Source organism: Lichenibacterium ramalinae (genome assembly GCF_004137085.1).
GTDB classification, from domain to species: Bacteria; Pseudomonadota; Alphaproteobacteria; order Rhizobiales; family Beijerinckiaceae; genus Lichenihabitans; species Lichenihabitans ramalinae.
Map to the genome: position 1 here is coordinate 137,746 of NZ_QYBC01000008.1, position 23,072 is coordinate 160,817.

The following is a 23,072-nucleotide window of genomic DNA, read 5'->3' on the forward strand; positions in this document are numbered from 1 at the left end:
ACGGGAATGGAGAGGCCGAGTTTCAATCCGCCCGCGATTTATCTCGCGCGAGGGGCTCGTTCACCCTGTCGGCGGGGATCGCTCGCCCGTCGCGGCCCGAAGGCGCAGAGTCGCGCTCCAGTGCGAGAGTCTTCCAGCGCGAGTGCCCGTCGCCATGGCGTCAAGCCCAACGTCCCTCACGGTCGTCATCGTGGTCGACCATGCCCACGTCACCGGCGGGCAGGCGCGCGTCGCCTTCGACAGCGCCATCGGGCTGAAACGCCGGGGCCACGACCCCATCGTCTTCGCTGCGTCCGGGCCGGTCGCGCCCGAACTCGACGCGGCGGGCATCCGCACGGTCTGCCTCGGCCAGCGGGACCTCGTGGGCAACGGTTCCGTCCTGGCCGCCGCCGCCCAGGGCATCTGGAACGCGCGGGCGGCTTCGGCGCTCGGCGAACTGCTCGCCGACGTGCCGCGGGACCGCAGCCTCGTCCACGTGCACGGCTGGGCCAAGGCGCTGTCGCCATCCATCGCGGCCCCGATCGCCGCCTCCGGCCTGCCGGCGCTCTACACGCTGCACGAATATTCGCTGATGTGCCCCAACGGCGGGCTGTTCAACTACCGCACCGAGGAACCCTGCCGGCTGAAACCGCTGTCGGCGGCCTGCTGGGCGACGGATTGCGATTCGCGCAGCTATGCCCGCAAGCTGTGGCGCGGCGCCCGCCACGTCGTGATGGACCGGGTCGCGCACCTGCCGGACTGCTTCTCCGACATCGTGACGATCTCGCGCTTCCAGTCCGAAGCCGTCGGCCATCTCCTGCCGGCGTCGGCACGCGTCCACCTCGTGTCGAACCCGATCGGCGTCGCGCCGCAGGGCCACAAGCCCGCCGGGCCCGTCGGCCCCCTGACCTTCGTGGGGCGCATCTCGCCCGAGAAGGGGCCGCTGCTCTTCGCCGAAGCCGCGCGGCGGGCCGGGATCGAGGCGCTCTTCGTGGGCGACGGACCGCTGCTCGGCGAGTTACGGTCCCGCTATCCCGAGGTCAGGACCGTGGGCTGGCAGGACCCGGCCTCCGTCCATCGCTACCTCCGGGAGGCCGGCGCGCTGGTGTTCCCGTCGATCTGGTACGAGGGCCAGCCGCTCACCGTGCTCGAGGCCAAGGCGCTGGGCACGCCCGTCATCGTGTCGGACGGCTGCGCCGGCCGCGAGGCGATCGAGGACGGCGTTTCGGGTCTCTGGTTCCGCCGCAACGACGTCGACAACCTCGCGCAAGCGCTGCAGCGGTTCGCAGGCGCGGATGTCGCCGCCATGTCCCGCGCCGCCTACGACGATTATTGGGCGGCGCCGGCCACGCTCGACCGGCACGTCAACGCCATCGTGGCGCTCTACAGCGGCCTGCTGCCGGCCGGCACCGGGGTCGCCGAGGCTGCGGAGCGGCTCAGCGCCTGAGCGGGGCCGGCCTGGCGCTCGCGCCAGCGCACCCGGGCCGTCTCGATGCCCCAGACCGCGCCCAGCATCAGGAACACGTGGCGCCAGTGGTCGATGTCGATCTGAAAGCCCTGGAGCAGGAACACCATCAGCGAGGGCCAGAAGACCTGGGCGGCGCGGCGGTACGGCGAGGCCACCCAGGCGATGCGGAAGCCGATGTAGGTGGTGAGGCCGACGAGGGCCAGGAAGGCGAAGCCGCCGAGCCAGCCGTAGGACGCGAAGGCATTGACGTAGGAATTGTGCGGCTCGAGCCCGAAGATCAGACGGAAGCGCAGCGGGCCGAAGCCGTTGACGCGGTCGAGCAGCATCGGGATCGAGCGGATCTGGTTGCCGAACCGGCCCGTCACGCCCTCGTCGTAGTCCTGCTCGAGCGCGGCCCGCTGCAGGAAGAAGCTCCGGGTGCCGGGCATCGCCAGCAGCACGACCAGCACCAGTGCCGCGATGCCGGCGGCCAGCAGCGTCATGACGATGATGCGGCGGCGCAGCTTCGGCTCCGCGCTGGTCAGGTAGGCGAGGGCGATGCTGAGCAGGGTCGCCACCAGGAAGGCGCCCCAGGAGCCGCGCGAGAAGGAGAGGAAGATGCCCGCCACCACGACGAGCAGGGCGGCGCCGGTCGCGACGACGTGGCGGGTGCGCCCCAGCACGAGCGTCTGGATGTAGTAGACCGCCCCCATGATGAGGTAGGAGCCCAGCACGTTGGGATCCTTGAACGTGCCCGAGGCGCGCCCGTAGCGCGAGAACAGGTCGCCGAGCCCGGCCACGCCGAAATAGCCGGCGATGCCGCACAGGGCCGCCAGGACCGTGCTGGCGGCGTAGAACTTCAGCACGATCTCGGTCCGGCGCAGCGTGTCCTCGGCGAAGAACAGCGCGAAGACCAGGGTCGTGACGGCGAGGTAGAGCGACTGCAGCATGAACAGCGTCGGCTCGGGCTCGACGATGTAGGGGATGAGGCCGATGAAGCCGCCGATGTTGTAGAGGCTGATGAGGGCGAAGAAGGGCAGGAAGGTGCGGTGCACCTTGAAGCCGCCGAGGAACCAGATCGGGATGGCCACCAGCGAGGCGAAGTCGTAGGGCGAGGGCTCGATGATCGCCACGGCGCCGCAGAAGACGAAGAGCGCGAAGCTGCCGTTCACGAGGCGCCCATAGTCGGCCCGTAGCGCCGGGGCGGGCAGGGCTCCCCGGCCGCCGGCCGCCGCCGTCTCAATAGGCATTTTCGGTCTTGATCAGTGCGAAGGGCGTGATGAGCAGGATGTAGAGGTCGAAGAACAGCGACCAGTTCTCGATATAGGCGAGGTCGTGCTCGACGCGGCGCTGGATCTTGACGGGCGTGTCGGTTTCGCCGCGCCAGCCGTTGATCTGCGCCCAGCCGGTGATGCCGGGTTTGACGCGGTGGCGGGCGAAGTAGCCGTCGACCACGTCGTCGTACTGGCGGTCGGCGGCCTTGGCGTGCACCGCATGCGGCCGGGGCCCAACGAGGGACAGGTTGCCCTTGAACACCACGTTGAACAGCTGCGGCAGCTCGTCCATCGAGGTCTTTCGGATGAAGCGGCCGACCCGGGTCACGCGCGGGTCGTCGCGGGTCACCTGCTTGGCGGCGGCGAAGTCGAGCTTGTCGACGTACATCGAGCGGAACTTGTAGACCTCGACCGCCTCGTTGTTGAAGCCGTAGCGCTTCTGCTTGAACAGCACCGGACCGCGCGAATCGAGCTTCACCGCGATCGCGACGGCGAGCAGCAGGGGCGACAGCACGACGAGCGCCAGCGCCCCGACGACCCGGTCGAAGATGGTCTTCATCACGACGTCCCAATCGGCGATGGGCTTGTCGAAGACGTCGAGCACCGGGACGGAACCGATGTAGGAGTAGGAGCGGGGCCGGAACTTCAGCTTGTTGGTGTGGGCGGCGAGGCGGATGTCGATGGGCAGCACCCAGAGCTTGCGCAGCATGGTCAGCAGGCGCTGCTCGGCGGTGATCGGCAGCGTGAAGATGATGAGGTCGATGCGGGTGTGGCGCGCCAGGGCGACGAGGTCGTCGACGTTGCCGAGCTTGGGATAGCCGGCGACGACGTCGGGCGAGCGGGCGTCGGTGCGGTCGTCGAAGACGCCGCAGATGCGCAGGTCCGTGTTCTGCTGCTTGGACAGTTCTTCCAGCAGGGCGGCGCCGGCCGGCCCGCCGCCCACCACCACGGTGCGCCGGTCGAGCCGGCCGGTGCGTGTCATGTGGGCGGTGACGATCGACAGGATGCCGCGCTCCACCAGCAGGGCGCCGAGCCCCAGCCCGTACCAGCCCACCATCCACACGCGCGAGAATGTGGCGTCGAGCTTGAGGAAGAAGATCACGCCGAGCGCCGCCATGACGACGAGGCTCCAACCGCCCGCGATCCGGAAGCCCTGGTAGATGGGTGCCCGGAACGCCGCCACGTTGTTGATGCGCAGGGCCTGGAAGACCAGGATGGCCAGGGCCGCCATGGCCGGGATGGCGACGTCGTAGGCCAAGCCGTAGCCGACCTGGGGCACCACATAGGCGAGGTGCACCAGCACGCCGGTGGCGCAGAGCAGGCCGAATTCGGTGGCGCGGGCCAGGCCGGCGAGCACCAGGGGGGAATAATGCGGCCGCGCGTCGAGGGGCCCCATGGTTTCCGCGAGGGTGGCGAGGATGTGGTCCGCGCTCCCGGATCCCCCATGGGCCTCGGCGTCCGGGACGGCAGGGGCGGCACCCATCTGCCGGACGTCGTCCGGCGTGAAGGCGGCCGCGCTCATCTTCGAGAGTTTCACGGGTGCTGCCTCAGGGGGAAAGGGCGATTTCGGAGTGGCGTCCCACGGTCGGGCGGTCCCGGGCCGCGAGGGCATCGCGGTAGGCCGACACCACTGTGTCGACCATGGCGGTGATGGAGAAGCCGTCGTGCACGAAGGCCGCGAGCTCCGCGGCCTCCTTGGCCCGGCGCGCGGGGGCCGCCGCCAGCGCCGCCGTCATGGCGGCGACGAGCCGCTCGACGTCGTCGGGCGGTATCAGCCGGCTCCGGTAGGGTCCGAAGATCTCCGGAATGCCGCCGACGTCCGTCGAGATCAGCGGCAGCCGGGCCGCGGCGGCTTCCAGCACCACGTAGGGGAGCGATTCGGCCCGCGACGGCACCACGAGGGTCCGGCCGAGCGTGAAGGCCTGTCGGGCCGGCAGCGGGCCGGTGAGCGTGACGCGTCCCGACAGGCCGAGGTCGACCACCAGCCTTTCCAGCGCGTCCCGGTCCGGTCCCGAGCCCACCAGCACGGCGCGCGGCGTCGTCCCGGAGCGCCGGCCCACGGCCTGGATCGCGTTCAGGAGGACGTCGATGCCCTTGGCGGCCCGCAATTCGCCGACGTAGAGGAAGTCGGCCGCGTCCGGTGCCGCGACGACCGGCTCGAACTCGTCGTCGGCGATGCCGTTGTGCACGACGCGCACGAGGGCGCTCGGCTCCCCGACGACCGCACGGTACCGGGCGCCGATGAAGGCGCTCTCGAACAGGAGCAGGTCGGTGCTGCGGCCGAGCAGGCGCTCGACCGCCATGTAGAGGCGATGCACGTGGGTGCCGGGGCGGTGGTTCACGCTGCCGCCGTGCGGCGTGTAGGCCCGCACCGAGCGCCCGCCGCCGGGCAGCAGGCCGGGCAGCCGGGCGAACACGCCGCCCTTGGAGCCGTGGCCGTGGACCACGTCGGGCCCGGCGTCCCGCAGGCGTCGCAGCACGTGCATCAGGGCGGCGGCATCGGACGGGTTGGGGTTGCGGTGCATGGGCACCCGGGACAGCCCGAGGGCGAGGCTTGGCGCGAGGTCGCGCAGGGTGCGGTCGGCGTAGTCGCCGCCCGTGTTGGCGTCGACGATGAGGCCGACGGCATGGCCGCGGCGGGCCTGCTCTCGGCTGAGGTCCAGCACATGCCGGTAGAGGCCGCCCAACGGCGCCCGGAGCACGTGCATCACCCTGAGCGGAGCATGATCCAGGCCGCGCTGGTGCGCCATCGTTGAGCCTCGCTGTTGCGACGGCCCACCATGGCGAGCAAATGTTAAAAGAAGCGTTCCTCGACGTTGATCGTGTCGCCGGGCCTCACCGGATAGGCCAGCGGGACCCGGGCCGTGACCTGGACGCCGTTGATCATGCGGGTGATGTTGGCGGAGTTCCGGTCGGCCCGGGGACCGAAGCCGCCCGCCACCGCGATGGCCTTCTGCACCGTCATGCCGTTGATGAACGGGTACTGGCCGGCCGTCGTGATCTCGCCGAGGACGAAGAAGGGCCGGTAGGCCTCGACCTCGATGGCGACGTGCGGATCGCGCAGGAACCCGCCGCGGAGTTTGGTCTCGATGGCGTGCTGGGCGTCCGCCGTGGTCAGCGCGCCCACCGGCACGTCGCCGATCAGCGGCATGGAGATCATGCCGGAGCCGTTGATGGCGTAGGAGTTCGAGAGCGCGTCCTGGCCGAAGACGATGACCCGGATGCGGTCGCCGCTGGCGAGCGTATAGGGGGCCGTCAGCTGTGCCTTGAAGACGTCGGTGCGATAGACCGGGTTGGCACAGCCGGCGAGCGCGGCAGCGCCGGCGAGGCAGAGGGCTAGGGCGAAACGGCGCATGATACGGCCCGGGCGTGAGGCCCCGACGATTCGTCGCGGCGGAAGAGAACTGAGGCCATCGATAGTCCGTTAGGGTTAACGAAACCCAAAACGCACCCGGCCGCCGGGGTTCGGTCGTCCCGGGTGGTGCGCCGGCACGGCCGCCGGAACCGTCCGCGGCATCATCGCAGCCGCCACCCCTTGCCCGCGACACGCCCGGAGAGCTAGACGCTTGGACGTTCTCGTGCCGGGGCGATGCGCCTTGCCCTCGGGACGAGCCCGACATCGCGGCGGACGGCCCTTCGCCCGATCCAGACCCCCCAGTATCGTGTTCCCGCCATGCCCTCGTTCCGCACGATCCGCAACGTTTCCCACCCGGCCGAGCGGATGTTCGACCTCGTCGCCGACGTGGAGAAATATCCGGGCTTCCTGCCGCTGTGCCAGGGGCTGACGGTGCGCCGGCGCTCGACCCTCCCGGACGGGCGGGAGGTGCTGGTGGCCGACATGCGGGTGGGCTTCAAGGCGATCCGGGAAAGCTTCACGAGCCGCGTCACGCTCGACCGCCCCGCCAACATCATCACGGCCGAATATATCGACGGCCCGTTCCGTTCGCTCGAGAACCGCTGGACCTTCCGCGACAGGCCGCCGGGCGACGGTTCCGCCGGCTGCACGGTGGAGTTCTTCATCACCTACGAGTTCAAGAGCCGCATGCTGGGCCTGCTCATGGGGTCGATGTTCGAGGGCGCCTTCAGCCGGTTCGCCGAAGCCTTCGAGCAGCGGGCCGACAAGGTCTACGGCTGAGACGACGAGGCGCCGGGCCGCCGATGCCTCGTCCGTGAGCCGGCACCCCCCTACGGCGCCAGGGCCGCCTCGAAGAGCTCCAGCGCCTGGGCCACGGACGCCAGCCTGACCGCGCCGCGGCCGATGTCGCCGAAGCGGCGCTCCACGGCCCGGACGGCGCCGCCCCGGCGGGCGCAGGCGAAGTGGACGAGGCCGACCGGCTTCGTCGCGCTCCCCCCGCCCGGGCCGGCGATGCCCGTGATGGACACGGCGAGGTCGGCGGCGGACCGGGCGAGCGCGCCCTGCGCCATGGCGCGGGCCACGGCCTCGGACACCGCGCCCTCGGCCGCGATGAGGCCCGGGGGCACGTCCAGCATCTCGGACTTGGCCGTGTTGGAATAGGTGACGAAGCCCCGCTCGACCGCCGCCGAGGAGCCCGGGACCTCGGTCAGCAGGGCGGCCACGAGGCCTCCGGTGCAGGATTCGGCCGTGGCCAGGAGCAGGCCGCGGCCGCGCGTCGCGGCGACGAGGTCGGCGGCGCGGCGGATGAGGTCGTCCGGGAACACGATCAGTCCGCCGCGGCCGGCAGGCGGACCGTGGCGAGGCCCCAGGCCACGATGCCTTCGCCCCGGCCCGTGAAGCCCATCCTTTCGGAGGTCCCTGCCGTCACCCCGACCCGGTCCGGCGCGATGCCGGCGATCTCGGCGATGCGCTTCTGCATGGCGTCGCGGTGGGGGCCGATGCGCGGCGCCTCGCACACGATGGTGGCGTTGATGTTGGCGATGACGCCGCCCCGCGCCCGCACCCGTTCGGCGGCGTGGCGCAGGAAGCGATCGGAGGAGGCTCCCTTCCACTGCATGTCAGAGGGCGGGAAATGCGACCCGATATCGCCGTCGCCGATCGTGGCCAGCAGCGCGTCCGTCAGGGCATGCAGCACCACGTCGGCGTCGGAATGGCCGCTCAGCTTGTGGGTGTGCGGGATGCGGATCCCACCGAGCCAGACGTGGTCGCCCTCGACGAAGGCGTGGACGTCGAACCCTTGTCCGGTCCGGATGTCGGCGAGGGTCGGCTGCAAGCGGCGCTCCGCGGCTTTGAGGTCGGCTGTGGTGGTCAGTTTGACGTTGGCGGCGTCGCCCGCGAAGACCGTCACGGCATGGCCGGCGAACTCCGCCACGGCGGCATCGTCCGTGAGGTCGTGGCGGCCCTCGGCCGCCGCCCGGGCGTGGGCGTCGCCGATCAGCCCGAAGCGGAAGGCCTGCGGGGTCTGGACCAGCCTGAGGCCGGACCGGTCCGGCGTGCCGGTGATGCGGCCGTCGGCGTCGATGGCCTTCACGGTGTCGAAGACCGGGCAGCCCGGCACGGCGGCGCCGGACCGCCCCGCCGCCATGGCGCGGTCGACGAGGTCGTCGGTCGCGAAGGGCCGGGCGCCGTCATGGATCAGGACGACGTCGTCCGGTCCGGCGCCACGGGCCGCCAGGGCTTCGAGGCCCGCCCGCACGCTGTCCTGCCGGGTTTCCCCGCCGACGACCGGCGCCGCCAGCCCGTCGAGGCCGGCGACGGCGGCGTCGTAGAGGTCGCGGTCGTCGGCGTGGATCACCGTCACGACGGAGCCGAGGTCGGAGCGGCGCAGGAAGGCCGACAGCGTGCGGGCGAGGATGGGGCGGCCGGCGAGGGCGCGATACTGCTTCGGCAGGCCGGTCCCGGCCCGGGATCCGCGCCCGGCCGCCACGACCAGCACGTGAGTACGTTCCATCATCGACCTGCCGGCCTCCTCTTCGGCCCCCTCTTTCCCGTCTTTCGGCCGCGAGGTCAAACCGGCGCGACCCCGGCCGGGCGGCCTTGCCGCGCCGCGGCACTTGACTACAATGCGGGCAGCCATTCGGACTGGCGTCGAAAGCGGCATCGGGCCATGGCCGATCCGGCGCGCCCGTCCCCGACCCGCGAGACGCGACCGCCATGCCAGGACAGCCACACCCGTGATCGCGTCCACCCCTGCTTGCGGGTCCGGTCCGACGTTGGACGGGGCGCCGCTCCGGATCGGCGGCCTCGTGCTGTCGGGTCGGGCCTTCCTGGCGCCCATGGCGGGCGTCACCGACGTCGGCATGCGCCGCGTCGCGCAGCGCTTCGGCGCCGCGCTGACCGTGTCCGAGATGGTGGTGGGCGACCACCTGGCGCGGGGCGAGGCGGCGAGCCTCGCCCGCGCCATGGGCGCCGGGCTCGCCCCGCATGTCGTGCAACTGGCCGGCTGCCGGGCGGAAGCGCTGGCCGAGGGGGCGAGGGCCGCCGAGGACGGCGGCGCCGCCGTCATCGACATCAACATGGGCTGCCCGGCCAAGAAGGTGACGGGCGGGCTCGCCGGTTCCGCCTTGATGCGCGACCTCGACGCCGCCGTGAGGCTCATCGCCGCCACGGTGGCGGCGGTGTCGGTGCCGGTGACGGTGAAGATGCGCCTCGGCTGGGACGAGGCGTCCCTCAACGCCCCCGAACTCGCCCGCCGCGCCGCGGCCGAGGGCGTGGCCCTGGTCACGGTGCACGGCCGCACCCGCCAGCAGTTCTACAAGGGTCGCGCCGATTGGTCGGCCGTCGCGGCCGTGAAGCGCGCCGTGCCGGTGCCCGTGGTGGTCAACGGCGATTGCCTGTCGCCCGCCGATGCCCGGGCCATGCTGGCGGCGTCGGGCGCCGATGCCGTGATGGTGGGACGGGCGGCGGTGGGCCGCCCTTGGCTGGTCGGCGCCATCGCGGCCGCGCTGCGCGGCGAGGTCCCGGTCGTGCCGAGCCTCGCGGCCCGGCGCGAGGCGGCACTCGACCATTTCGACGCGCTGCTGTCTGTTTTCGGCGCCGCGCAGGGCAACCGCCACGCCCGCAAGCACCTCGTCGCCTATGCCGAGCATCGGCTCGACGAGGTGCCGGATGCGGCCGGGCAGGCGGCCGTCCTGGCGCTGCGCACCGCCATGGCGACCAGCGACGACCATTGCGCGACGCGGGCGGCCCTGGCGCGCGTCTTCGACATCCCGGACAGGGTGGGGATCGCCGCATGAGCAAGCCAGGCCCGCGCACGGATGCCGCCTCCCGCGACGGCTTCGCCCAGGCCAGCGAGGTCATGAACCTGCTGCCGCACGCCGTCCTGACCGTCGAGGCCGACGGCACAGTGGTGGACGCCAACGCGGCCGCCGAGTCCTTCTTCGACATGAGCCGCGCCATGCTGCGGCGGCATCGCCTGGCCGAGATCGTGCCCTTCGCCTCGCCGCTCCTAGCGTTGCTCGACGAGGCGGTGAAGCGCGGCACGGCGCTCAACGAGTACCAGGTCGACCTCGGCAACCCGAAGCTCGGCCCGGACCGCGTCGTCGACATCCACATCAGCCCGGTGCCCGAACCGCGCGGCCGCATGATGGTGCTGCTGCAGGAACGGTCGATTGCCGCAAAATTCGACAGGCAGCTGACGCATCGCGGTGCAGCCCGCTCAGTTTCTGCGCTCGCCGCCATGCTGGCCCACGAGATCAAGAACCCGCTGTCCGGCATCCGCGGCGCCGCCCAGCTGCTGGAAACGGCGGTGGGCGACGAAGACCGGGCGCTGACGCGGCTGATCTGCGAGGAGACCGACCGCATCGTCAAGCTCGTCGACCGCATGGAGGCCTTCTCGGACCTGCGGCCGATCGAGCGGGAAAGCGTCAACATCCACGCGGTGCTCGACCACGTGAAGCGCGTGGCGCTGGCCGGCTTCGCCCGTCACATCCGCTTCGCCGAAACCTACGACCCCTCGCTGCCCCCGGTCTTCGGCAACCGCGACCAGCTCATCCAGGTGTTCCTCAACCTCGTCAAGAACGCCGCCGAGGCGCTCGGCCCCGACACGATCGACGGCACGATCGAGCTCACCACGGCCTTCCGGCCCGGGGTGCGGCTGCGCACGCCGGGCTCGCCCACACCCGTCAGCCTGCCGCTGGAGTTCTGCGTGCGCGACAACGGACCGGGCGTGCCCTCCGACATCGCCGCCCACCTCTTCGACCCCTTCGTCACGACCAAATCCTCGGGAACTGGCCTTGGACTTGCTTTGGTGGCGAAGGTGATCGGCGACCACGGCGGCACCGTGGAATGCGAGTCCTACCCGCGCCGAACGACCTTCCGCGTCCTCCTGCCCATGTTCGCCGCGCGCGACGGACGGGGCGGCGGCGGGGCGTGAAGGTCCGGCGCACAGCGTAAAGGAAGTTCCGGCGATGAACGGCCACATCCTCGTTGCCGACGACGACACCGCCATCCGCACCGTCGTCAGCCAGGCGCTGTCGCGGGCCGGCTACGACGTGCGCACCACCGGAACGGCGGCGTCTCTGTGGCGCTGGGTCCAGGCGGGCGACGGCGACCTCGTCATCACGGACGTGGTCATGCCGGACGAGAACGCCTTCGAATTGCTGCCGCGCATCAAGAAGCTGCGGCCGGACCTGCCCATCATCGTGATGAGCGCCCAGAACACCTTCATGACGGCCATCAAGGCGTCGGAGCGCGGCGCCTACGACTACCTGCCCAAGCCCTTCGACCTGAAGGAACTGGTGGCGATCGTCGGCCGCGCCATGGCGGAACCCCGCCAGAAGGACACGGTGCGCGACGAAGAACTCGACGCCATGCCGCTGATCGGGCGGTCCACCGCCATGCAGGAGATCTACCGGACGCTGGCGCGGCTGATGCAGACCGACCTCACCGTGATGATCTCGGGCGAGTCGGGCACCGGCAAGGAGCTGGTGGCGCGGGCGCTGCACGATTACGGCAAGCGCAAGTCCGGTCCCTTCGTGGCCATCAACATGGCGGCCATCCCGCGCGACCTCATCGAATCCGAACTGTTCGGACACGAGAAGGGGGCGTTCACGGGCGCAAATACGCGCTCGGCTGGCCGCTTCGAGCAAGCTGAAGGCGGAACGCTGTTCCTCGACGAGATCGGCGACATGCCGATGGAGGCGCAGACGCGGCTGCTGCGCGTGCTGCAGCAGGCCGAATACACCACCGTCGGCGGCCGGACGCCCATCAAGACCAACGTCCGCATCGTCGCCGCCACCAACAAGGATCTGCGGGTGACGATCCAGCAGGGGTTGTTCCGCGAGGACCTGTTCTTCCGGCTGAACGTCGTGCCGATCCGCCTGCCGCCGCTGCGCGAGCGCGCCGAGGACATCCCCCACCTCGCCCGCCATTTCTTCACCGCCGCCGCCGCCGAAGGCCTGCCGCTCAAGCACATGGATTCGGGCGCCCACGAGCGGCTGAAGCGCTATCGCTGGCCCGGCAACGTGCGCGAGCTCGAGAACCTCGTGCGGCGCCTCGCCGCCCTCTACCCGCAGGAGGTCATCACGGCCCCGCTGGTGGAGGCCGAACTCGGTCTGAACCGCCCCAACCAGGCCATGGTGCCGAATTCCGAGATCGCGACCGGCCCGCTCGGCGCCGGCGGCCTCGAGCTGGCGCCGGGCACGGCCGACGAGGGGGGGCTGATGGGCGCGGTCGAACGGCACCTCGCCGAACTGTTCGCCAAGCACGGCGAGGACCTGCCGCCGCCGGGGCTCTACCACCGCGTCCTGCGCGAGCTGGAAGTCCCGCTGGTGTCGGCGGCGCTGGCCGCCACGCGCGGCAACCAGATCAAGGCCGCCGAGATGCTCGGCCTCAACCGCAACACTTTGCGCAAGAAGGTCAGAGAACTCGACATCAAGTTGATGCGCCTGCCGCGCTGACGCGGAGGTCCGCGACCGCCGGCGCGAAACAGCGCGGGCGGCGCCCTGAATTCGTCGCAATCCGGCAACAGTGCTGTATAAATGCAACGGCCGGCCTCGCCGAGTCGCGCAGCGGCATCGCGGCGGCCCCGGTCGACAGCGGGGGCCGCCGCTGAACGGATGGACGCGCTTGACGGAGCAGACGGGCAGGGAAGCCGCCGAACACCGATCGGCGCGGCGGGCCGACCGACGGTTCAACCTCCGCATCGCGCCTTTCGTGGTGGGGTTGGCGCTCGTCTCGGCCCTGGCGAGCTTCGCGGTCTTCACCGGCTACACGCCGATCCTGCCCACCGACCCCGTCGTCGTCGACGTGTTCCTGGCCGATGCCGTGATCGCGCTGGTGCTGTTCCTGCTGGTGGCGGTCGAGGCCTGGAAGCTGATCGTGGCCTGGCGCACCAAGCAGGCCGGCGCCCGGCTGCACGCCTACATCGTCGGGCTCTTCACCATCACGGCCGCGGTGCCGGCCGTCATCATGGCGGTCGTGGGATCGGTCGCGCTCGACCGCGGGCTGTATCCCGCCTTCGTGGACGACGTCGGGCGCTTCATCGCCGAAACCAGCACGGCCGCCAAGCTGATCCGCTCGAAGCAATGCGACTCACTCCAGCGCGACGCCGACCTCGCGGCGGCCGACCTCGCACGGGCGCGGGTCGGCTACACGGACCGCAACTTCTTCCAGAACTTCTTCGATTCGCGGGTGCAGTCGCTGGGATTCACCACCGCCGTCATCATTGACGGCAACGCCAAGGTGGTCGAGCGGGTGGAGACCGGCAAGCCCGCGCAGATCGTCCGGCCGAGCGCCGCGGACTTCCAGGACGCCCGGACGGCGGCCCCCGGCGATCAGGTCTGTTTCCGGCCCGACAAGGACTCGAGCAGCTTCGTCGTGCTGCGCTACCTCCCCACCTTCGACGGCAACTTCCTCTATGTCGAGCGGCCGCTCGACCCCTTCACCATCGGCTTCCGACAGCATGCCGAGCAGATCAACCAGCTGTTCGGCCTCTTCGACGCGCATCGGCGCTCGATCCAGGTGGCCTTCATCGTCATGTACGGGCTGCTCGCCGCCATCATGCTGCTGTCGGCGATCTGGCTCGGCCTGTCCTTCGCCAACCTGCTCGTGGCGCCGATCCGCCGCCTGATCAACGCCACCGACCAGGTCTCGTCCGGCAACCTATACGTCCAGGTCCCGGTCCGCCGCTCGGAGGGCGACCTCGCCCGGCTCGGCGAAACCTTCAACAAGATGATCTCGGAGCTCCGCCTGCAGCAGAACCGGCTGATCGCGGCGAGCGAAACCATCGACGAGCGGCGCCTCTTCACCGAAGCGGTGCTGTCGGGCGTGCCGGCCGCCGTCATCGGCGTCGACGCCAAGGGCGACGTCACGGTGGTGAACCCCTCGGCGCAGAAGCTGCTCGACGGCGTCGCCCCGGCCGGCGCGCCCGTGATCGGGCGCGCCCTGTCCGGGATCGTGCCGGAACTTGCGGACCTCCTGTCGGATTCACGCTCCGGACGGCAGCGGCTGCAGCAGGGCCAGGTGACCCTGGCCCGCGGCAGCCGCGAGCGGAGCTACAACGTGCGCGTCACGAGCGAGCTCAGTGCCAAGGCGGAGCGCAACTTCGTCGTGACGCTGGACGACATCACCGACCTCGTGGCGGCGCAGCGCACCTCGGCCTGGGCCGACGTGGCGCGCCGCATCGCCCACGAGATCAAGAACCCGTTGACGCCGATCCAGCTCTCGGCCGAGCGCCTGAAGCGGCGCTACAGCAAGGTGATCACCGAAGGGCGCGACGTCTTCGACCAGTGCACCGACACGATCATCCGCCAGGTCGAGGACATGAAGCGCATGGTGGACGAGTTCTCCTCCTTCGCCCGCATGCCGAAGGCCATGCTGGCCGAGGACGACCTCGCCAAATGCGTGGGGCAGGTGGCCTTCCTGATGCGGGTGGGCCATCCTGACGTAGCGATCGAGGAGGACCTGCCCGGCACCCCCATGATCGCCCGCTTCGATCGGCGCCTGCTGTCGCAGGCCCTGACCAACATCGTCAAGAACGCCACCGAAGGCGTGGCGGCCCACATGGCGACGCTGCCGCCCGAAGCGCGCGAGCCCGGCCGGGTCGCCGTCAAGCTGCACGCCGGCGCCGACGGGCAGGCCGTCATCGACGTGGTCGACAACGGCAAGGGATTCCCGGCCGAGAACCGCCAGCGCCTGCTCGAACCCTACATGACGACGCGCAGCGAGGGCACCGGGCTCGGCCTCGCGATCGTCGCCAAGATCCTCGAAGACCACGGAGGCGGCATCGAGTTGCTCGATGCGCCGGGCCATCGCGGCGCCCACGTGCGCCTGCATTTCCCCATCGACACGCCGACCCCGTCCGAGGCCGCCACGGCGCCGGGCCCGGTCAGCGAGAAAGCCTGAGAACCCGCCATGGCCACCGACATCCTGATCGTCGACGACGAAGCCGACATCCGCGAACTCGTGTCGGGCATCCTGTCGGACGAGGGGCACGGCACCCGGACCGCGAAGGACGCCGACGACGCCCTGTCGCTGCTGGCGGCCCGCCGGCCCCATCTCATGTTCCTCGACATCTGGCTGCAGGGCTCGCGCCTCGACGGGCTGCAGCTCCTCGAGATCATCAAGGACCAGCATCCGATGCTGCCGGTGGTGATGATCTCGGGCCACGGCAACATCGAGACCGCGGTCTCCGCCATCCGGCTCGGCGCCTACGACTTCATCGAGAAGCCGTTCAAGGCGGACCGGCTCGTGCTGGTGGCCGAACGGGCGCTCGAAACCTCGCGCCTGAAACGCGAGAACACCGAATTGAAGTCGCGCTCGCTCACCGCCGACCGGGTCGTCGGGCGCTCGACCAGTGCCAACCAGTTGCGCCAGGTCGTCGACAAGGTGGGGCCGGCCAACTCGCGCGTGCTGATCGCGGGCGCGCCCGGCACCGGCAAGGAGCTCACGGCGCGGATGATCCACGCGGGGTCGAGCCGGGCCGGCTCGCGCTTCGTCGTCATCAACGCCGCCACCATGCTGCCCGAGGCCATGGAGACGGAGCTCTTCGGGGTGGAAGGCCAGGAGGGCAGGGGACGACAGGTCGGCGCTCTCGAGGAGGCGCACGGCGGCACGCTCTTCATCGACGAGGTCGCCGACATGCCGCGCGAAACCCAGAGCCGCATCCTGCGGGTGCTGGTCGACCAGAACTTCCAGCGCGTCGGCGGCACCGCGCGGGTGCATGTCGACGTCCGCATCATCTCGTCGACGGCGCGGGACCTGCCGGCGCTGATCGCCCAGGGTGCCTTCCGCGAGGATCTGTTCCATCGCCTGGCCGTGGTGCCGGTGCGGGTGCCGGCCCTGTCGGAGCGCCGCGACGACATCCCCGAGCTCGTCGCCTTCTTCATGGAGCAGGTGTCGGCCAACACCGGCCTGCCGCGGCGCAAGATCGGCGCCGACGCCATGGCGGTCCTGCAGTCGCATGACTGGCCCGGCAACATCCGTCAGTTGCGCAACAACGTCGAGCGCCTGATGATCCTCGCGGCCGGCGATGCCGACGCCGAGATCACCGCCGACATGCTGCCCTCGGAAATCGGCACGCTGGTGCCGGCCACGCCCAACGGGGCGGGCGGCGAGAAGCTGATGAGCCTGCCGTTGCGCGAGGCGCGCGAAGTCTTCGAGCGGGAATACCTGGTGGCGCAGATCAGCCGATTCGGCGGCAACATCTCGCGCACCGCCGAATTCATCGGCATGGAGCGCTCCGCGCTGCATCGCAAGCTGAAGTCCCTGGCGATCGACTGAGGCCGGGACCGCCACGGCGACGGGTGGACAGCCCGCCCCTAAGTTTGTCTTGCGACTTGGCCGCGATCCTGCCTCTAATGCGGCAGGATGCAGGCGGTCCGGCGAGATGCGGGACGGCGTTGGCGCGGCTGTCCGCCAGGGCGGCACCCGCGCTCAGGCGAAGCCGGCACCGTGGAGACGCCCGGACCGACGCCCCACCGCGGGGCGGCGATCGGTGTCGGGCCACGGAGCCGGGCCGCGGCATCGAGACCGCGAACAGGCGGCGACGAGCAGTGGACAGGACCATGGCGGCTGAACGAACACAAAACCTGCAGGACACGTTCCTCAACTACGTGCGCAAGAACAAGGTGCCGCTCACGATCTTCCTGGTCAACGGGGTGAAGCTGCAGGGGGTGGTGACCTGGTTCGACAATTTCTGCGTCCTGCTGCGTCGCGACGGCCACTCGCAACTCGTCTACAAGCACGCCATATCGACGGTGATGCCGGGTCAGCCCATCCAGATGTTCGAGTCTCCCGAGGACGTGCCTGCCGCGGCGCCGGTCTCGGCCGAACGTCCGCGGTGAGGTCGGGCCGGTTCGGCAGGGGATCCTCCACCGGAACACGCGCTTGAAGCAGAAGCAACAGGACGGCGGCGTCGACGCCGTCGAGAAGACAGCCGCCGAGACGACGCCGACCCTCGTGGTCGGTCCTTATGCGAGCGGGCGAGGCGCCTCGGCCCGGGACACGCGTTCGTCAGAGGCCCGCATCGCCGAAGCCGTGGCGCTCGGCGACGCCATCGACCTCGACGTGCGCCGCGGCCTGGTCGTCAACCTCGGCACCGTCCGGCCCTCCACCTATCTCGGCAAGGGCAAGGTCGAGGAACTGGCGGAGATCTGCCGTGAACTCTCCATCGGCCTCGTCGTCATGGATTGCGCGCTCTCGCCCGTGCAGCAGCGAAACTTGGAAACGGCCTTCGGCACCAAGGTGATCGACCGCACGGGGTTGATCCTCGAGATCTTCGGCCGGCGGGCCAGGACCAAGGAAGGCACGCTCCAGGTCGAACTCGCGCATCTCGCCTACCAGAAGTCACGCCTCGTGCGCTCCTGGACCCATCTCGAACGGCAGCGCGGCGGCTTCGGCTTCCTTGGCGGCCCGGGCGAGACCCAGATCGAGACCGACCGCCGCCTCATCGAGGAGCGCATGGCGCGGATCGAGCGCGACCTCGACCACGTCAAGCAGACGCGCGCCACCAACCGCAAGACGCGCGTCGAGGTGCCGTTCCCGACCGTCGCGCTGGTCGGCTACACGAACGCCGGCAAGTCGACCCTGTTCAACCGCCTGACGCGGTCGGCGGTGTTGGCCGACGACATGGTGTTCGCCACGCTGGACCCCACCTTGCGGGTGCTGAAGCTGCCGCACCGGGGCAGGGTGATCCTGTCGGATACGGTGGGCTTCATCTCGGACCTGCCCACCATGCTGGTCTCGGCCTTCCGGGCGACGCTCGAGGAAGTCGTGTCGGCCGACGTCATCCTGCACGTGCGCGACGTCGCCCACGAGGACACCCAGGCCCAGAGCGCCGACGTGCTCGCCATCCTGCACGAACTCGGCGTCGATGCCGAGGACCGGGAACGCGTCATCGAAGTCTGGAACAAGGCCGACCTGCTCGACCCGGACCGCCTCGCCGCGACGCTCGACGCCGCCGCCCACAAGCGGGCCGACGAGCGGCCGGCCGTCGTCTCGGCCCTGGCCGGCACGGGCGTCGACGTCCTGCTGGACACGATCGAGCGGCGCCTGGCCACCCACGCGACATCGCTCAACGTCGACCTCGACCCGAGCGATGGCCGGGGCCTCAACTGGCTCTACGAGACGACCGAGATCCTATCGCGGGCCGACGACGAGGACGGCACGATCCACCTCACCGTGCGGGTCGCGCCCGAGCGCATGGAGCGGGTGCAGAACCGCTTCCCGACGGCGGCCCGGGTCCCGGTCGGGTAGCGCTCCTCGCCAGCGTGTCGGGGCGTCAGGGCGCGGGGCGTTCGGACGCCTTGGCCTCACCCCACAGCGCCTCCATGGCGTCGAGGTCGGCCTCCTGCAGGCTCGAGCCCCGACGGGCGAGTTCCGACTCGATGTGGCCGAAGCGGCGCTCGAACTTGGCGTTCGCACCCGTCAGGGCGGTCTCGGGATCCACGTCGGCGTGGCGGGCGAGGTTGGCCACGGCGAAGAGCAGGTCGCCGATCTCGTCCGCCATGGCGCGAGGGTCGCCGAGCGCGGCCTCGATCTCGGCCGTCTCCTCGCGGATCTTGGCGAGGACGGCCCGCGGGTCGTTCCAATCGAAGCCGACCGTCGCGGCCACCCGCTGCAGCTTCACGGCGCGGGGCAGGGGGGCGAGGCCGGTGCCGACCCGGCCGAGCAGGGCAGACACCGCCTGCTCGGCCGGCTCGCCGCGCCCTTGCCGGGCGGCACGGTCCCGGGCGGCACGTTCGGCCTTCTCCTCGGCCTTGATGCGGTCCCAGCCCGCCTTCACCTCCTCGGGCGTGAGATCGGTCCGGTCGCCGAAGATGTGGGGATGGCGTCGCACGAGCTTGGCCGTGATGGCCTCGACGACACCGCCGAAGTCGAAGCTGCCCTCCTCCTCGGCGATGCGCGCCTGGAACACGACCTGGAGCAGCAGGTCGCCGAGTTCCTCGCGCAGGTCCTCGCGGTCGCCGCGCGTCACGGCGTCGGCCACCTCGTAGGCTTCCTCGATCGCATAGGGGGCGACGCTGGCGAAGGTCTGGGCGAGGTCCCAGGAACAGCCCGTGGTGGGGTGGCGCAGCGCCGCCATGATGTCGATGAGGCGGGCGATGTCGCGGGAGGGTGTCATGCTGGCGAAGCCTGTGCGAGACGCGACGATGCCCGCGGAGGGCATCCGCGGGCATCGGTCGTTGCGGTGGGGCCGCGCTGCCGGGCGATTGCCGGGCAGTGCGGCTCCGCGGGGCGTCAGTCGGCCGAGATCGACAGGGCTTCACGGCCCTTCGGGGTATCGACGACGCGCATCGACACGGGCTGACCCTCGGCGAGGTGCGACAGGCCGGCCGGGCCCAGGATGGAGATGTGGACGAAGATGTCCTTGCCGCCATCGTTGCTCGACACGAAGCCGAAGCCCTTGGTGTCGTCGAACCACTTGACCTTGCCGGAGACCTGGACGGCCGTCGACGGATCGGGGGCGCGACGGGCCGGGCGCGGGCTGTCGAAGGACCGCTGCGGGGCGCGCTCAACGGCGCCGGTCGTGTCGACCTCGACGACGCGGGTGACCTGGGCGCCCTTGGCGCCGCTGCCGACCAGCACCTTCAACTTGGCGCCCGGGGGAACCGTCTCGTAGCCGGCGGACTGGATGGCGCCGATGTGCAGGAAGGCGTCACCCTGGCCGTTGGACAGCTCGACGAAGCCGAAGCCCTTGTCGGCCTTGAACCACTTGACGACTGCGTCGACAGTGGGGCCAGCCGGGGGTGCGGGCATCATGTCGCCGCCGCCGCCGAACCCGCTCGGTGCGCCGCCGAACGGGCGCGAAGCCGGCCGGGACGGGCGGGACTCGTAGGGGGATGACGGCATGTCGTCGTCGAAGCCCCGCTTCCTCGGTCCCCGGAAATCTCTACCTTTGCTCATGTCGCCAGCTCGTCTTTGCCTTCAACCTAACCGCCCGCACCGTGACCCAGTCGCCGACCCAACGTCGTCGCATGTCGGATCACGTCTCTCACACCCGCGACGCACCGTGTCGCGAGCCCTCAGCGTACAACCGTGGCAGGGCGTTGTCTTCACATAACCCCAGCCAAAGCAAACCCGCCTTGGCATGCGCCTGCTCACCCTCAATGCCATCGGCGGCGCACAAGGCCGGCAGCACTCCGTATCCCCTTCGGGAGACCATGACGACGTGGGAGGGGGACCACCGGGGCCCACATCTTGAGGGGACGCTAGCGCATTTCAAAAGCCTTCGCCACCGCTATTGCGGGATGGGATCTCGGGATTTTAGCGCCCGTCAAGGGGGCGTGGAGGATCTCTCGTCGACGGCGAGGCTGGCGCCGGACCGTGTCGCGCGGGCCGGTCCGCAGCGACGACGGCCCATCGGCGGGCGCGGAGCCCATGCCGATTCGAGCCGAACCCGAAACGCGCCCGTAATCAGCCGTTTGGGTCGCGATACCGCTTCGACGGTCGCTCGACGGGACGCAGGCGGCCAAGCCGTCGCCGGCCGAGGAAGCCTTCCGCCTCACGCCCCGTACATGCGGTTCAGCGTCGGGCTGATCGTCACCTCGTTGAGGCACACGCCCGCCGGGCGGGTGGCGACGAAGAGGATCAGGGCGCCGAGGTCCTCCGGTTGCAGCATGGCGGCGCGGTCCTCGGCGCTCGGCGGCACGGGACGCCGATCGAGGATCGGGGTCGCGACCTCCGCCGGCAGGATCGCGGTCGAGCGGATGCCGTTGCGGAACTCCTCGACATTGATGCTCTGGCTCATGGCCACGACGGCGTGTTTCGCCGCCGTGTAGGCGGGGCCGCTGACGGGACTGATGTGGCGACCCGCCCAGGAGGCCGTGTGGATCAACACGCCGTCGCGCGCGCGCCGCATCGGCACGAGGGCCGCGGCCGCGCAGTAGAAGGCCGCCGACAGGTTGCCCTGCAGCACCGTGTCGATGCTGCCCGGCGTCAGGTCGCGCCAGGCGCGGGCCGCGATGTTGAGGCCGGCATTATTGACGAGGAGGTCGAGCCGCCCGAAGCGCCGCTCGATCCCCGCCACGATCTCGCCCGCCGTCTCGGGGCGGGTCAGGTCGCCCGGCATCGCCGTCGCGGTCCCGCCCGCCGCCGCCACGCGGGCCGCGACGGCCTCGAGCGGTTCGGCGCGACGCCCCGTGAGCACGAGGGCAGCACCCGCGGCGGCGAGGGCGAGGCAGGCCGCCTCGCCGATGCCGCTGCCCGCCCCCGTCACCCAGGCGATCTTGCCACCGAGTTCGGCCATGCCCCCACCCCTCCTCGCCGTTCAGTCCGGATATTTCGCCGTGCCCTTCGCGTCGGGCACGGTGTCCTTATGGACCGGCGTGTCGCGCTTGGCGTGCTCGCCCGTGTCCTTGTGCTTCGTGCCGGGCTGCTGCGGTGTCTCGCCCTTGCGCGGCGTGTGGTTGCCGCTGCCGGCCTCGCCCTGCTTGCTCATGGTGATCTCCCTCGACAGGACCGCGGCGGTGCTCCACCCGATCCCGCTTCGCTCCCGCATGGCGCCGAGCAGGGCGACGTGGGATCGTCCACGCGGCCCGGCTCGGCGTCGGGCAGGGAGAACGGACGCCACGGACGGGTGTTCCGCCGTCACGGGGGCGGCAGAAAATCCACCTTGATGCTGTCCGCCGCGGCGCCGCTGATCTGCACCGTGGCCTGCCCGGCCGCGAGAACGAAGCGCACGCTCTTGCGCACGTTGGGGCAATCCCGCTGGCCCGAGGAGGCCGAGGAGCGCAGCTCGCGCCCGTCCTGGATCACGTCGATCCAGGCCTCGTCCGAGAGGGTGATCTGGTAGGTGCCGGCGACCGCGACCGGTGGTGTCCTGAAGGCGGCCCCGAAGGTGCCGCCCTTGGGCTTGCGGCCGGGGGGGCGCTCGAATCCCGCATCGGCCACCGGCTTCAGCTTGACGATGGCGGGGTCCATGATGCCGGGCAGGGGCTTGCCCGGCTCGACGACCTGCAGCCCCGGCGTACCGAAGGCGGACCGCTCGCGGTCCACCGGCCACTTGAACTTCGCGCAGCCGCTCGCGTCCTGGGCGGCTGCGGTGCCGGCCGGCAGGGCGGCGAGAAGCGCCAGCATCGGCAGGAGGGGCGGGCGACGCGGCATCTCAGTCGACCGCCACCATGACGTCCGACGCCTTGACCACGGCGAGGGCCGCCTCGCCGACCTTGAGGCCGAGCTCGTCCACCGCCTCGTTGGTGACCGAGGCCGTGACGATCACGCCGCCGCCGATGTCGATGCGGACATGGGCCGTGGTCTGGCCCTTGGTCACCTCGACGATCCTGCCCTTCAACTGGTTGCGTGCACTGAGCCGCATGGCGATGCCTCCGAATGTCCCGCGCGACGACTAGGCCGGAATCGCCGCCATGTCATCCGGGCGTGGCGCCAGAACGCCGCCGAGCAGCGTCGCCACGACCTGGCGCTTCGCGGCGGCGAAACCCGCGTCGTCGAGCGGCACGCCGCCGTTGAGGGCCGTGATCTGGTGGGCGAAGTCGGCGTAGTGCTGGGTGGCGGCCCAGATCATGTAGAACAGGACCTTGGGGTCGAGGGGGCGGAGCTGCCCGTCGGCGACCCAGCCCTCGACGATGGCGCCGCGCTCCCGCACCCAGGCGGAAAGCGTCGTGTCGAGGAAGTCCCGGATGACGGGCGCACCGCTCATCACCTCGCGGGCGAAGATGCGCGAGCCGAGCGGCCGGTCGCGGGCGAGGTCCATCTTGCCTTCGATGTAGCGGGTCAGCGCCTCGACGGCCGTCGGCGCCGCGTCGAAGCCCCGGGCGGCGTCGAGCCAGGCCGCCAGCACGCCCTCGACGACCCGCCGGTAGAGCGCCTCCTTGGTGGCGACGTAATAGTGCAGGTTGGCCTTGGGCAGGCCGGCCCGCGCCGCGATGGCGGCTGTCGTGGCGCCCTCGAAACCCTTCTCGGCGAACTCCGCCTCGGCGGCGCGCAGGATCGCTTCTTCGAGGTCCGCCCGCCCTGCGGACGGCCGCTCCGGCACCGATTTCCTCGACGACATGAT

22 protein-coding genes are annotated in these 23,072 nt (G+C 70.8%); 9 read left to right on the forward strand and 13 right to left on the reverse strand.

Annotated features, from left to right (window positions below; translation table 11 throughout):
* The first annotated feature begins 154 nt into the window (after positions 1 to 154).
* Positions 155 to 1,426: a glycosyltransferase family 4 protein gene (locus D3272_RS11250; RefSeq protein ID WP_129219262.1), complete on the forward strand. Its 1,272-nt coding sequence runs from the start codon at positions 155 to 157 to the stop codon at positions 1,424 to 1,426.
* On the opposite strand, the gene D3272_RS11255 is transcribed toward D3272_RS11250, so the two are convergent.
* The 4 genes from D3272_RS11255 to D3272_RS11270 are packed head-to-tail and all read right to left on the reverse strand — an operon-like array spanning position 1,363 to position 6,055.
* Positions 1,363 to 2,676 carry an O-antigen ligase family protein gene (locus D3272_RS11255; protein ID WP_129219263.1) on the reverse strand — a complete coding sequence of 438 codons (1,314 nt, stop codon included), beginning with the start codon at positions 2,674 to 2,676 and terminating at the stop codon, positions 1,363 to 1,365. The genes D3272_RS11250 and D3272_RS11255 overlap by 64 nt on opposite strands.
* Complete coding sequence (locus D3272_RS11260) at positions 2,666 to 4,222, reverse strand: undecaprenyl-phosphate glucose phosphotransferase (RefSeq protein WP_245496509.1); 1,557 nt, start codon at positions 4,220 to 4,222, stop codon at positions 2,666 to 2,668. The genes D3272_RS11255 and D3272_RS11260 overlap by 11 nt, the downstream gene beginning before the upstream one ends.
* Before the next feature lie 25 nt (positions 4,223 to 4,247).
* Entirely contained in the window at positions 4,248 to 5,450 is a 1,203-nt protein-coding gene (locus D3272_RS11265; protein WP_129219264.1) for a glycosyltransferase, read from the reverse strand.
* 44 nt (positions 5,451 to 5,494) lie between these two features.
* The gene (locus D3272_RS11270; RefSeq protein ID WP_129219265.1) at positions 5,495 to 6,055 is read right to left on the reverse strand and encodes a polysaccharide biosynthesis/export family protein; all 561 of its coding nucleotides are present in this window, start codon (positions 6,053 to 6,055) and stop codon (positions 5,495 to 5,497) included.
* Positions 6,056 to 6,373: 318 nt separating this feature from the next.
* Here D3272_RS11270 and D3272_RS11275 point away from each other — a divergent pair, with 318 nt between their 5' ends.
* Positions 6,374 to 6,835 (forward strand): type II toxin-antitoxin system RatA family toxin, encoded by a 462-nt coding sequence (locus tag D3272_RS11275; protein WP_129219266.1) that lies wholly within the window; start codon positions 6,374 to 6,376, stop codon positions 6,833 to 6,835.
* A 50-nt stretch (positions 6,836 to 6,885) separates the two neighbouring features.
* Here the strand turns inward: D3272_RS11275 and D3272_RS11280 are convergent, their stop codons facing one another.
* Both D3272_RS11280 and D3272_RS11285 read right to left on the reverse strand, forming a co-directional pair.
* Positions 6,886 to 7,383, reverse strand: a complete 498-nt coding sequence (locus D3272_RS11280) for a CinA family protein (RefSeq protein WP_129219352.1) — start codon at positions 7,381 to 7,383, stop codon at positions 6,886 to 6,888.
* Positions 7,383 to 8,570 (reverse strand): bifunctional 2-C-methyl-D-erythritol 4-phosphate cytidylyltransferase/2-C-methyl-D-erythritol 2,4-cyclodiphosphate synthase, encoded by a 1,188-nt coding sequence (locus D3272_RS11285; RefSeq protein WP_129219267.1) that lies wholly within the window; start codon positions 8,568 to 8,570, stop codon positions 7,383 to 7,385. The genes D3272_RS11280 and D3272_RS11285 overlap by 1 nt, the downstream gene beginning before the upstream one ends.
* Positions 8,571 to 8,829: 259 nt before the next feature.
* Between D3272_RS11285 and dusB the strand changes: the two genes are divergently transcribed.
* From dusB to hflX, 7 genes are all read left to right on the forward strand, one after another.
* Entirely contained in the window at positions 8,830 to 9,852 is a 1,023-nt protein-coding gene (dusB, locus tag D3272_RS11290) for a tRNA dihydrouridine synthase DusB (RefSeq protein ID WP_281010847.1), read from the forward strand.
* Positions 9,849 to 10,991 (forward strand): two-component system sensor histidine kinase NtrB, encoded by a 1,143-nt coding sequence (locus tag D3272_RS11295; RefSeq protein ID WP_428977984.1) that lies wholly within the window; start codon positions 9,849 to 9,851, stop codon positions 10,989 to 10,991. The genes dusB and D3272_RS11295 overlap by 4 nt, the downstream gene beginning before the upstream one ends.
* Before the next feature lie 34 nt (positions 10,992 to 11,025).
* On the forward strand, positions 11,026 to 12,516 hold the full coding sequence (gene ntrC, locus D3272_RS11300) for a nitrogen regulation protein NR(I) (protein ID WP_129219269.1): 1,491 nt from the start codon (positions 11,026 to 11,028) through the stop codon (positions 12,514 to 12,516).
* Positions 12,517 to 12,685: 169 nt separating this feature from the next.
* Positions 12,686 to 14,962: a sensor histidine kinase gene (locus D3272_RS11305; protein WP_129219270.1), complete on the forward strand. Its 2,277-nt coding sequence runs from the start codon at positions 12,686 to 12,688 to the stop codon at positions 14,960 to 14,962.
* A gap of 9 nt (positions 14,963 to 14,971) precedes the next feature.
* Positions 14,972 to 16,339 carry a nitrogen assimilation response regulator NtrX gene (ntrX, locus tag D3272_RS11310; RefSeq protein WP_129219271.1) on the forward strand — a complete coding sequence of 456 codons (1,368 nt, stop codon included), beginning with the start codon at positions 14,972 to 14,974 and terminating at the stop codon, positions 16,337 to 16,339.
* Positions 16,340 to 16,623: 284 nt separating this feature from the next.
* Positions 16,624 to 16,902 carry an RNA chaperone Hfq gene (gene hfq / locus D3272_RS11315; RefSeq protein WP_129219272.1) on the forward strand — a complete coding sequence of 93 codons (279 nt, stop codon included), beginning with the start codon at positions 16,624 to 16,626 and terminating at the stop codon, positions 16,900 to 16,902.
* Positions 16,903 to 16,945: 43 nt separating this feature from the next.
* Positions 16,946 to 18,313, forward strand: a complete 1,368-nt coding sequence (gene hflX, locus D3272_RS11320; RefSeq protein WP_207210190.1) for a GTPase HflX — start codon at positions 16,946 to 16,948, stop codon at positions 18,311 to 18,313.
* 25 nt (positions 18,314 to 18,338) lie between these two features.
* On the opposite strand, the gene mazG is transcribed toward hflX, so the two are convergent.
* The 7 genes from mazG to D3272_RS11350 all read right to left on the reverse strand — a co-directional run bounded on the left by mazG (position 18,339) and on the right by D3272_RS11350 (position 23,069).
* A complete protein-coding gene (gene mazG / locus D3272_RS11325) occupies positions 18,339 to 19,181 on the reverse strand; it encodes a nucleoside triphosphate pyrophosphohydrolase (protein ID WP_129219274.1) in 843 nt (280 codons plus the stop codon).
* A gap of 116 nt (positions 19,182 to 19,297) precedes the next feature.
* The gene (locus D3272_RS11330; RefSeq protein ID WP_129219275.1) at positions 19,298 to 19,963 is read right to left on the reverse strand and encodes a cold-shock protein; all 666 of its coding nucleotides are present in this window, start codon (positions 19,961 to 19,963) and stop codon (positions 19,298 to 19,300) included.
* Positions 19,964 to 20,561: 598 nt separating this feature from the next.
* Positions 20,562 to 21,305 (reverse strand): SDR family oxidoreductase, encoded by a 744-nt coding sequence (locus D3272_RS11335; protein WP_129219276.1) that lies wholly within the window; start codon positions 21,303 to 21,305, stop codon positions 20,562 to 20,564.
* A gap of 21 nt (positions 21,306 to 21,326) precedes the next feature.
* Entirely contained in the window at positions 21,327 to 21,497 is a 171-nt protein-coding gene (locus D3272_RS27280) for a hypothetical protein (protein WP_165361313.1), read from the reverse strand.
* Between the two features lie 149 nt (positions 21,498 to 21,646).
* Positions 21,647 to 22,162, reverse strand: coding sequence for a hypothetical protein (locus D3272_RS11340; RefSeq protein WP_129219277.1), 516 nt, complete (start codon positions 22,160 to 22,162; stop codon positions 21,647 to 21,649).
* Between the two features lies 1 nt (position 22,163).
* Positions 22,164 to 22,373 (reverse strand): TOBE domain-containing protein, encoded by a 210-nt coding sequence (locus D3272_RS11345; protein ID WP_129219278.1) that lies wholly within the window; start codon positions 22,371 to 22,373, stop codon positions 22,164 to 22,166.
* A 30-nt stretch (positions 22,374 to 22,403) separates the two neighbouring features.
* Complete coding sequence (locus D3272_RS11350; protein WP_129219279.1) at positions 22,404 to 23,069, reverse strand: TetR family transcriptional regulator C-terminal domain-containing protein; 666 nt, start codon at positions 23,067 to 23,069, stop codon at positions 22,404 to 22,406.
* Between the last annotated feature and the right edge of the window lie 3 nt (positions 23,070 to 23,072).

What these genes read in the sequence shown, in the direction of transcription:
- D3272_RS11250 (WP_129219262.1), top strand. Translation starts at nt 155, where the DNA reads ATGGCGTCAAGCCCAACGTCCCTCACGGTCGTCATCGTGGTCGACCAT.
- D3272_RS11255 (WP_129219263.1), bottom strand. Translation starts at nt 2,676, where the DNA reads ATGCCTATTGAGACGGCGGCGGCCGGCGGCCGGGGAGCCCTGCCCGCC.
- D3272_RS11260 (WP_245496509.1), bottom strand. Translation starts at nt 4,222, where the DNA reads ATGAGCGCGGCCGCCTTCACGCCGGACGACGTCCGGCAGATGGGTGCC.
- D3272_RS11265 (WP_129219264.1), bottom strand. Translation starts at nt 5,450, where the DNA reads ATGGCGCACCAGCGCGGCCTGGATCATGCTCCGCTCAGGGTGATGCAC.
- D3272_RS11270 (WP_129219265.1), bottom strand. Translation starts at nt 6,055, where the DNA reads ATGCGCCGTTTCGCCCTAGCCCTCTGCCTCGCCGGCGCTGCCGCGCTC.
- D3272_RS11275 (WP_129219266.1), top strand. Translation starts at nt 6,374, where the DNA reads ATGCCCTCGTTCCGCACGATCCGCAACGTTTCCCACCCGGCCGAGCGG.
- D3272_RS11285 (WP_129219267.1), bottom strand. Translation starts at nt 8,570, where the DNA reads ATGATGGAACGTACTCACGTGCTGGTCGTGGCGGCCGGGCGCGGATCC.
- D3272_RS11295 (WP_428977984.1), top strand. Translation starts at nt 9,849, where the DNA reads ATGAGCAAGCCAGGCCCGCGCACGGATGCCGCCTCCCGCGACGGCTTC.
- ntrC (WP_129219269.1), top strand. Translation starts at nt 11,026, where the DNA reads ATGAACGGCCACATCCTCGTTGCCGACGACGACACCGCCATCCGCACC.
- ntrX (WP_129219271.1), top strand. Translation starts at nt 14,972, where the DNA reads ATGGCCACCGACATCCTGATCGTCGACGACGAAGCCGACATCCGCGAA.
- hfq (WP_129219272.1), top strand. Translation starts at nt 16,624, where the DNA reads ATGGCGGCTGAACGAACACAAAACCTGCAGGACACGTTCCTCAACTAC.
- mazG (WP_129219274.1), bottom strand. Translation starts at nt 19,181, where the DNA reads ATGACACCCTCCCGCGACATCGCCCGCCTCATCGACATCATGGCGGCG.
- D3272_RS11330 (WP_129219275.1), bottom strand. Translation starts at nt 19,963, where the DNA reads ATGAGCAAAGGTAGAGATTTCCGGGGACCGAGGAAGCGGGGCTTCGAC.
- D3272_RS11335 (WP_129219276.1), bottom strand. Translation starts at nt 21,305, where the DNA reads ATGGCCGAACTCGGTGGCAAGATCGCCTGGGTGACGGGGGCGGGCAGC.
- D3272_RS27280 (WP_165361313.1), bottom strand. Translation starts at nt 21,497, where the DNA reads ATGAGCAAGCAGGGCGAGGCCGGCAGCGGCAACCACACGCCGCGCAAG.
- D3272_RS11340 (WP_129219277.1), bottom strand. Translation starts at nt 22,162, where the DNA reads ATGCCGCGTCGCCCGCCCCTCCTGCCGATGCTGGCGCTTCTCGCCGCC.
- D3272_RS11345 (WP_129219278.1), bottom strand. Translation starts at nt 22,373, where the DNA reads ATGCGGCTCAGTGCACGCAACCAGTTGAAGGGCAGGATCGTCGAGGTG.
- D3272_RS11350 (WP_129219279.1), bottom strand. Translation starts at nt 23,069, where the DNA reads ATGTCGTCGAGGAAATCGGTGCCGGAGCGGCCGTCCGCAGGGCGGGCG.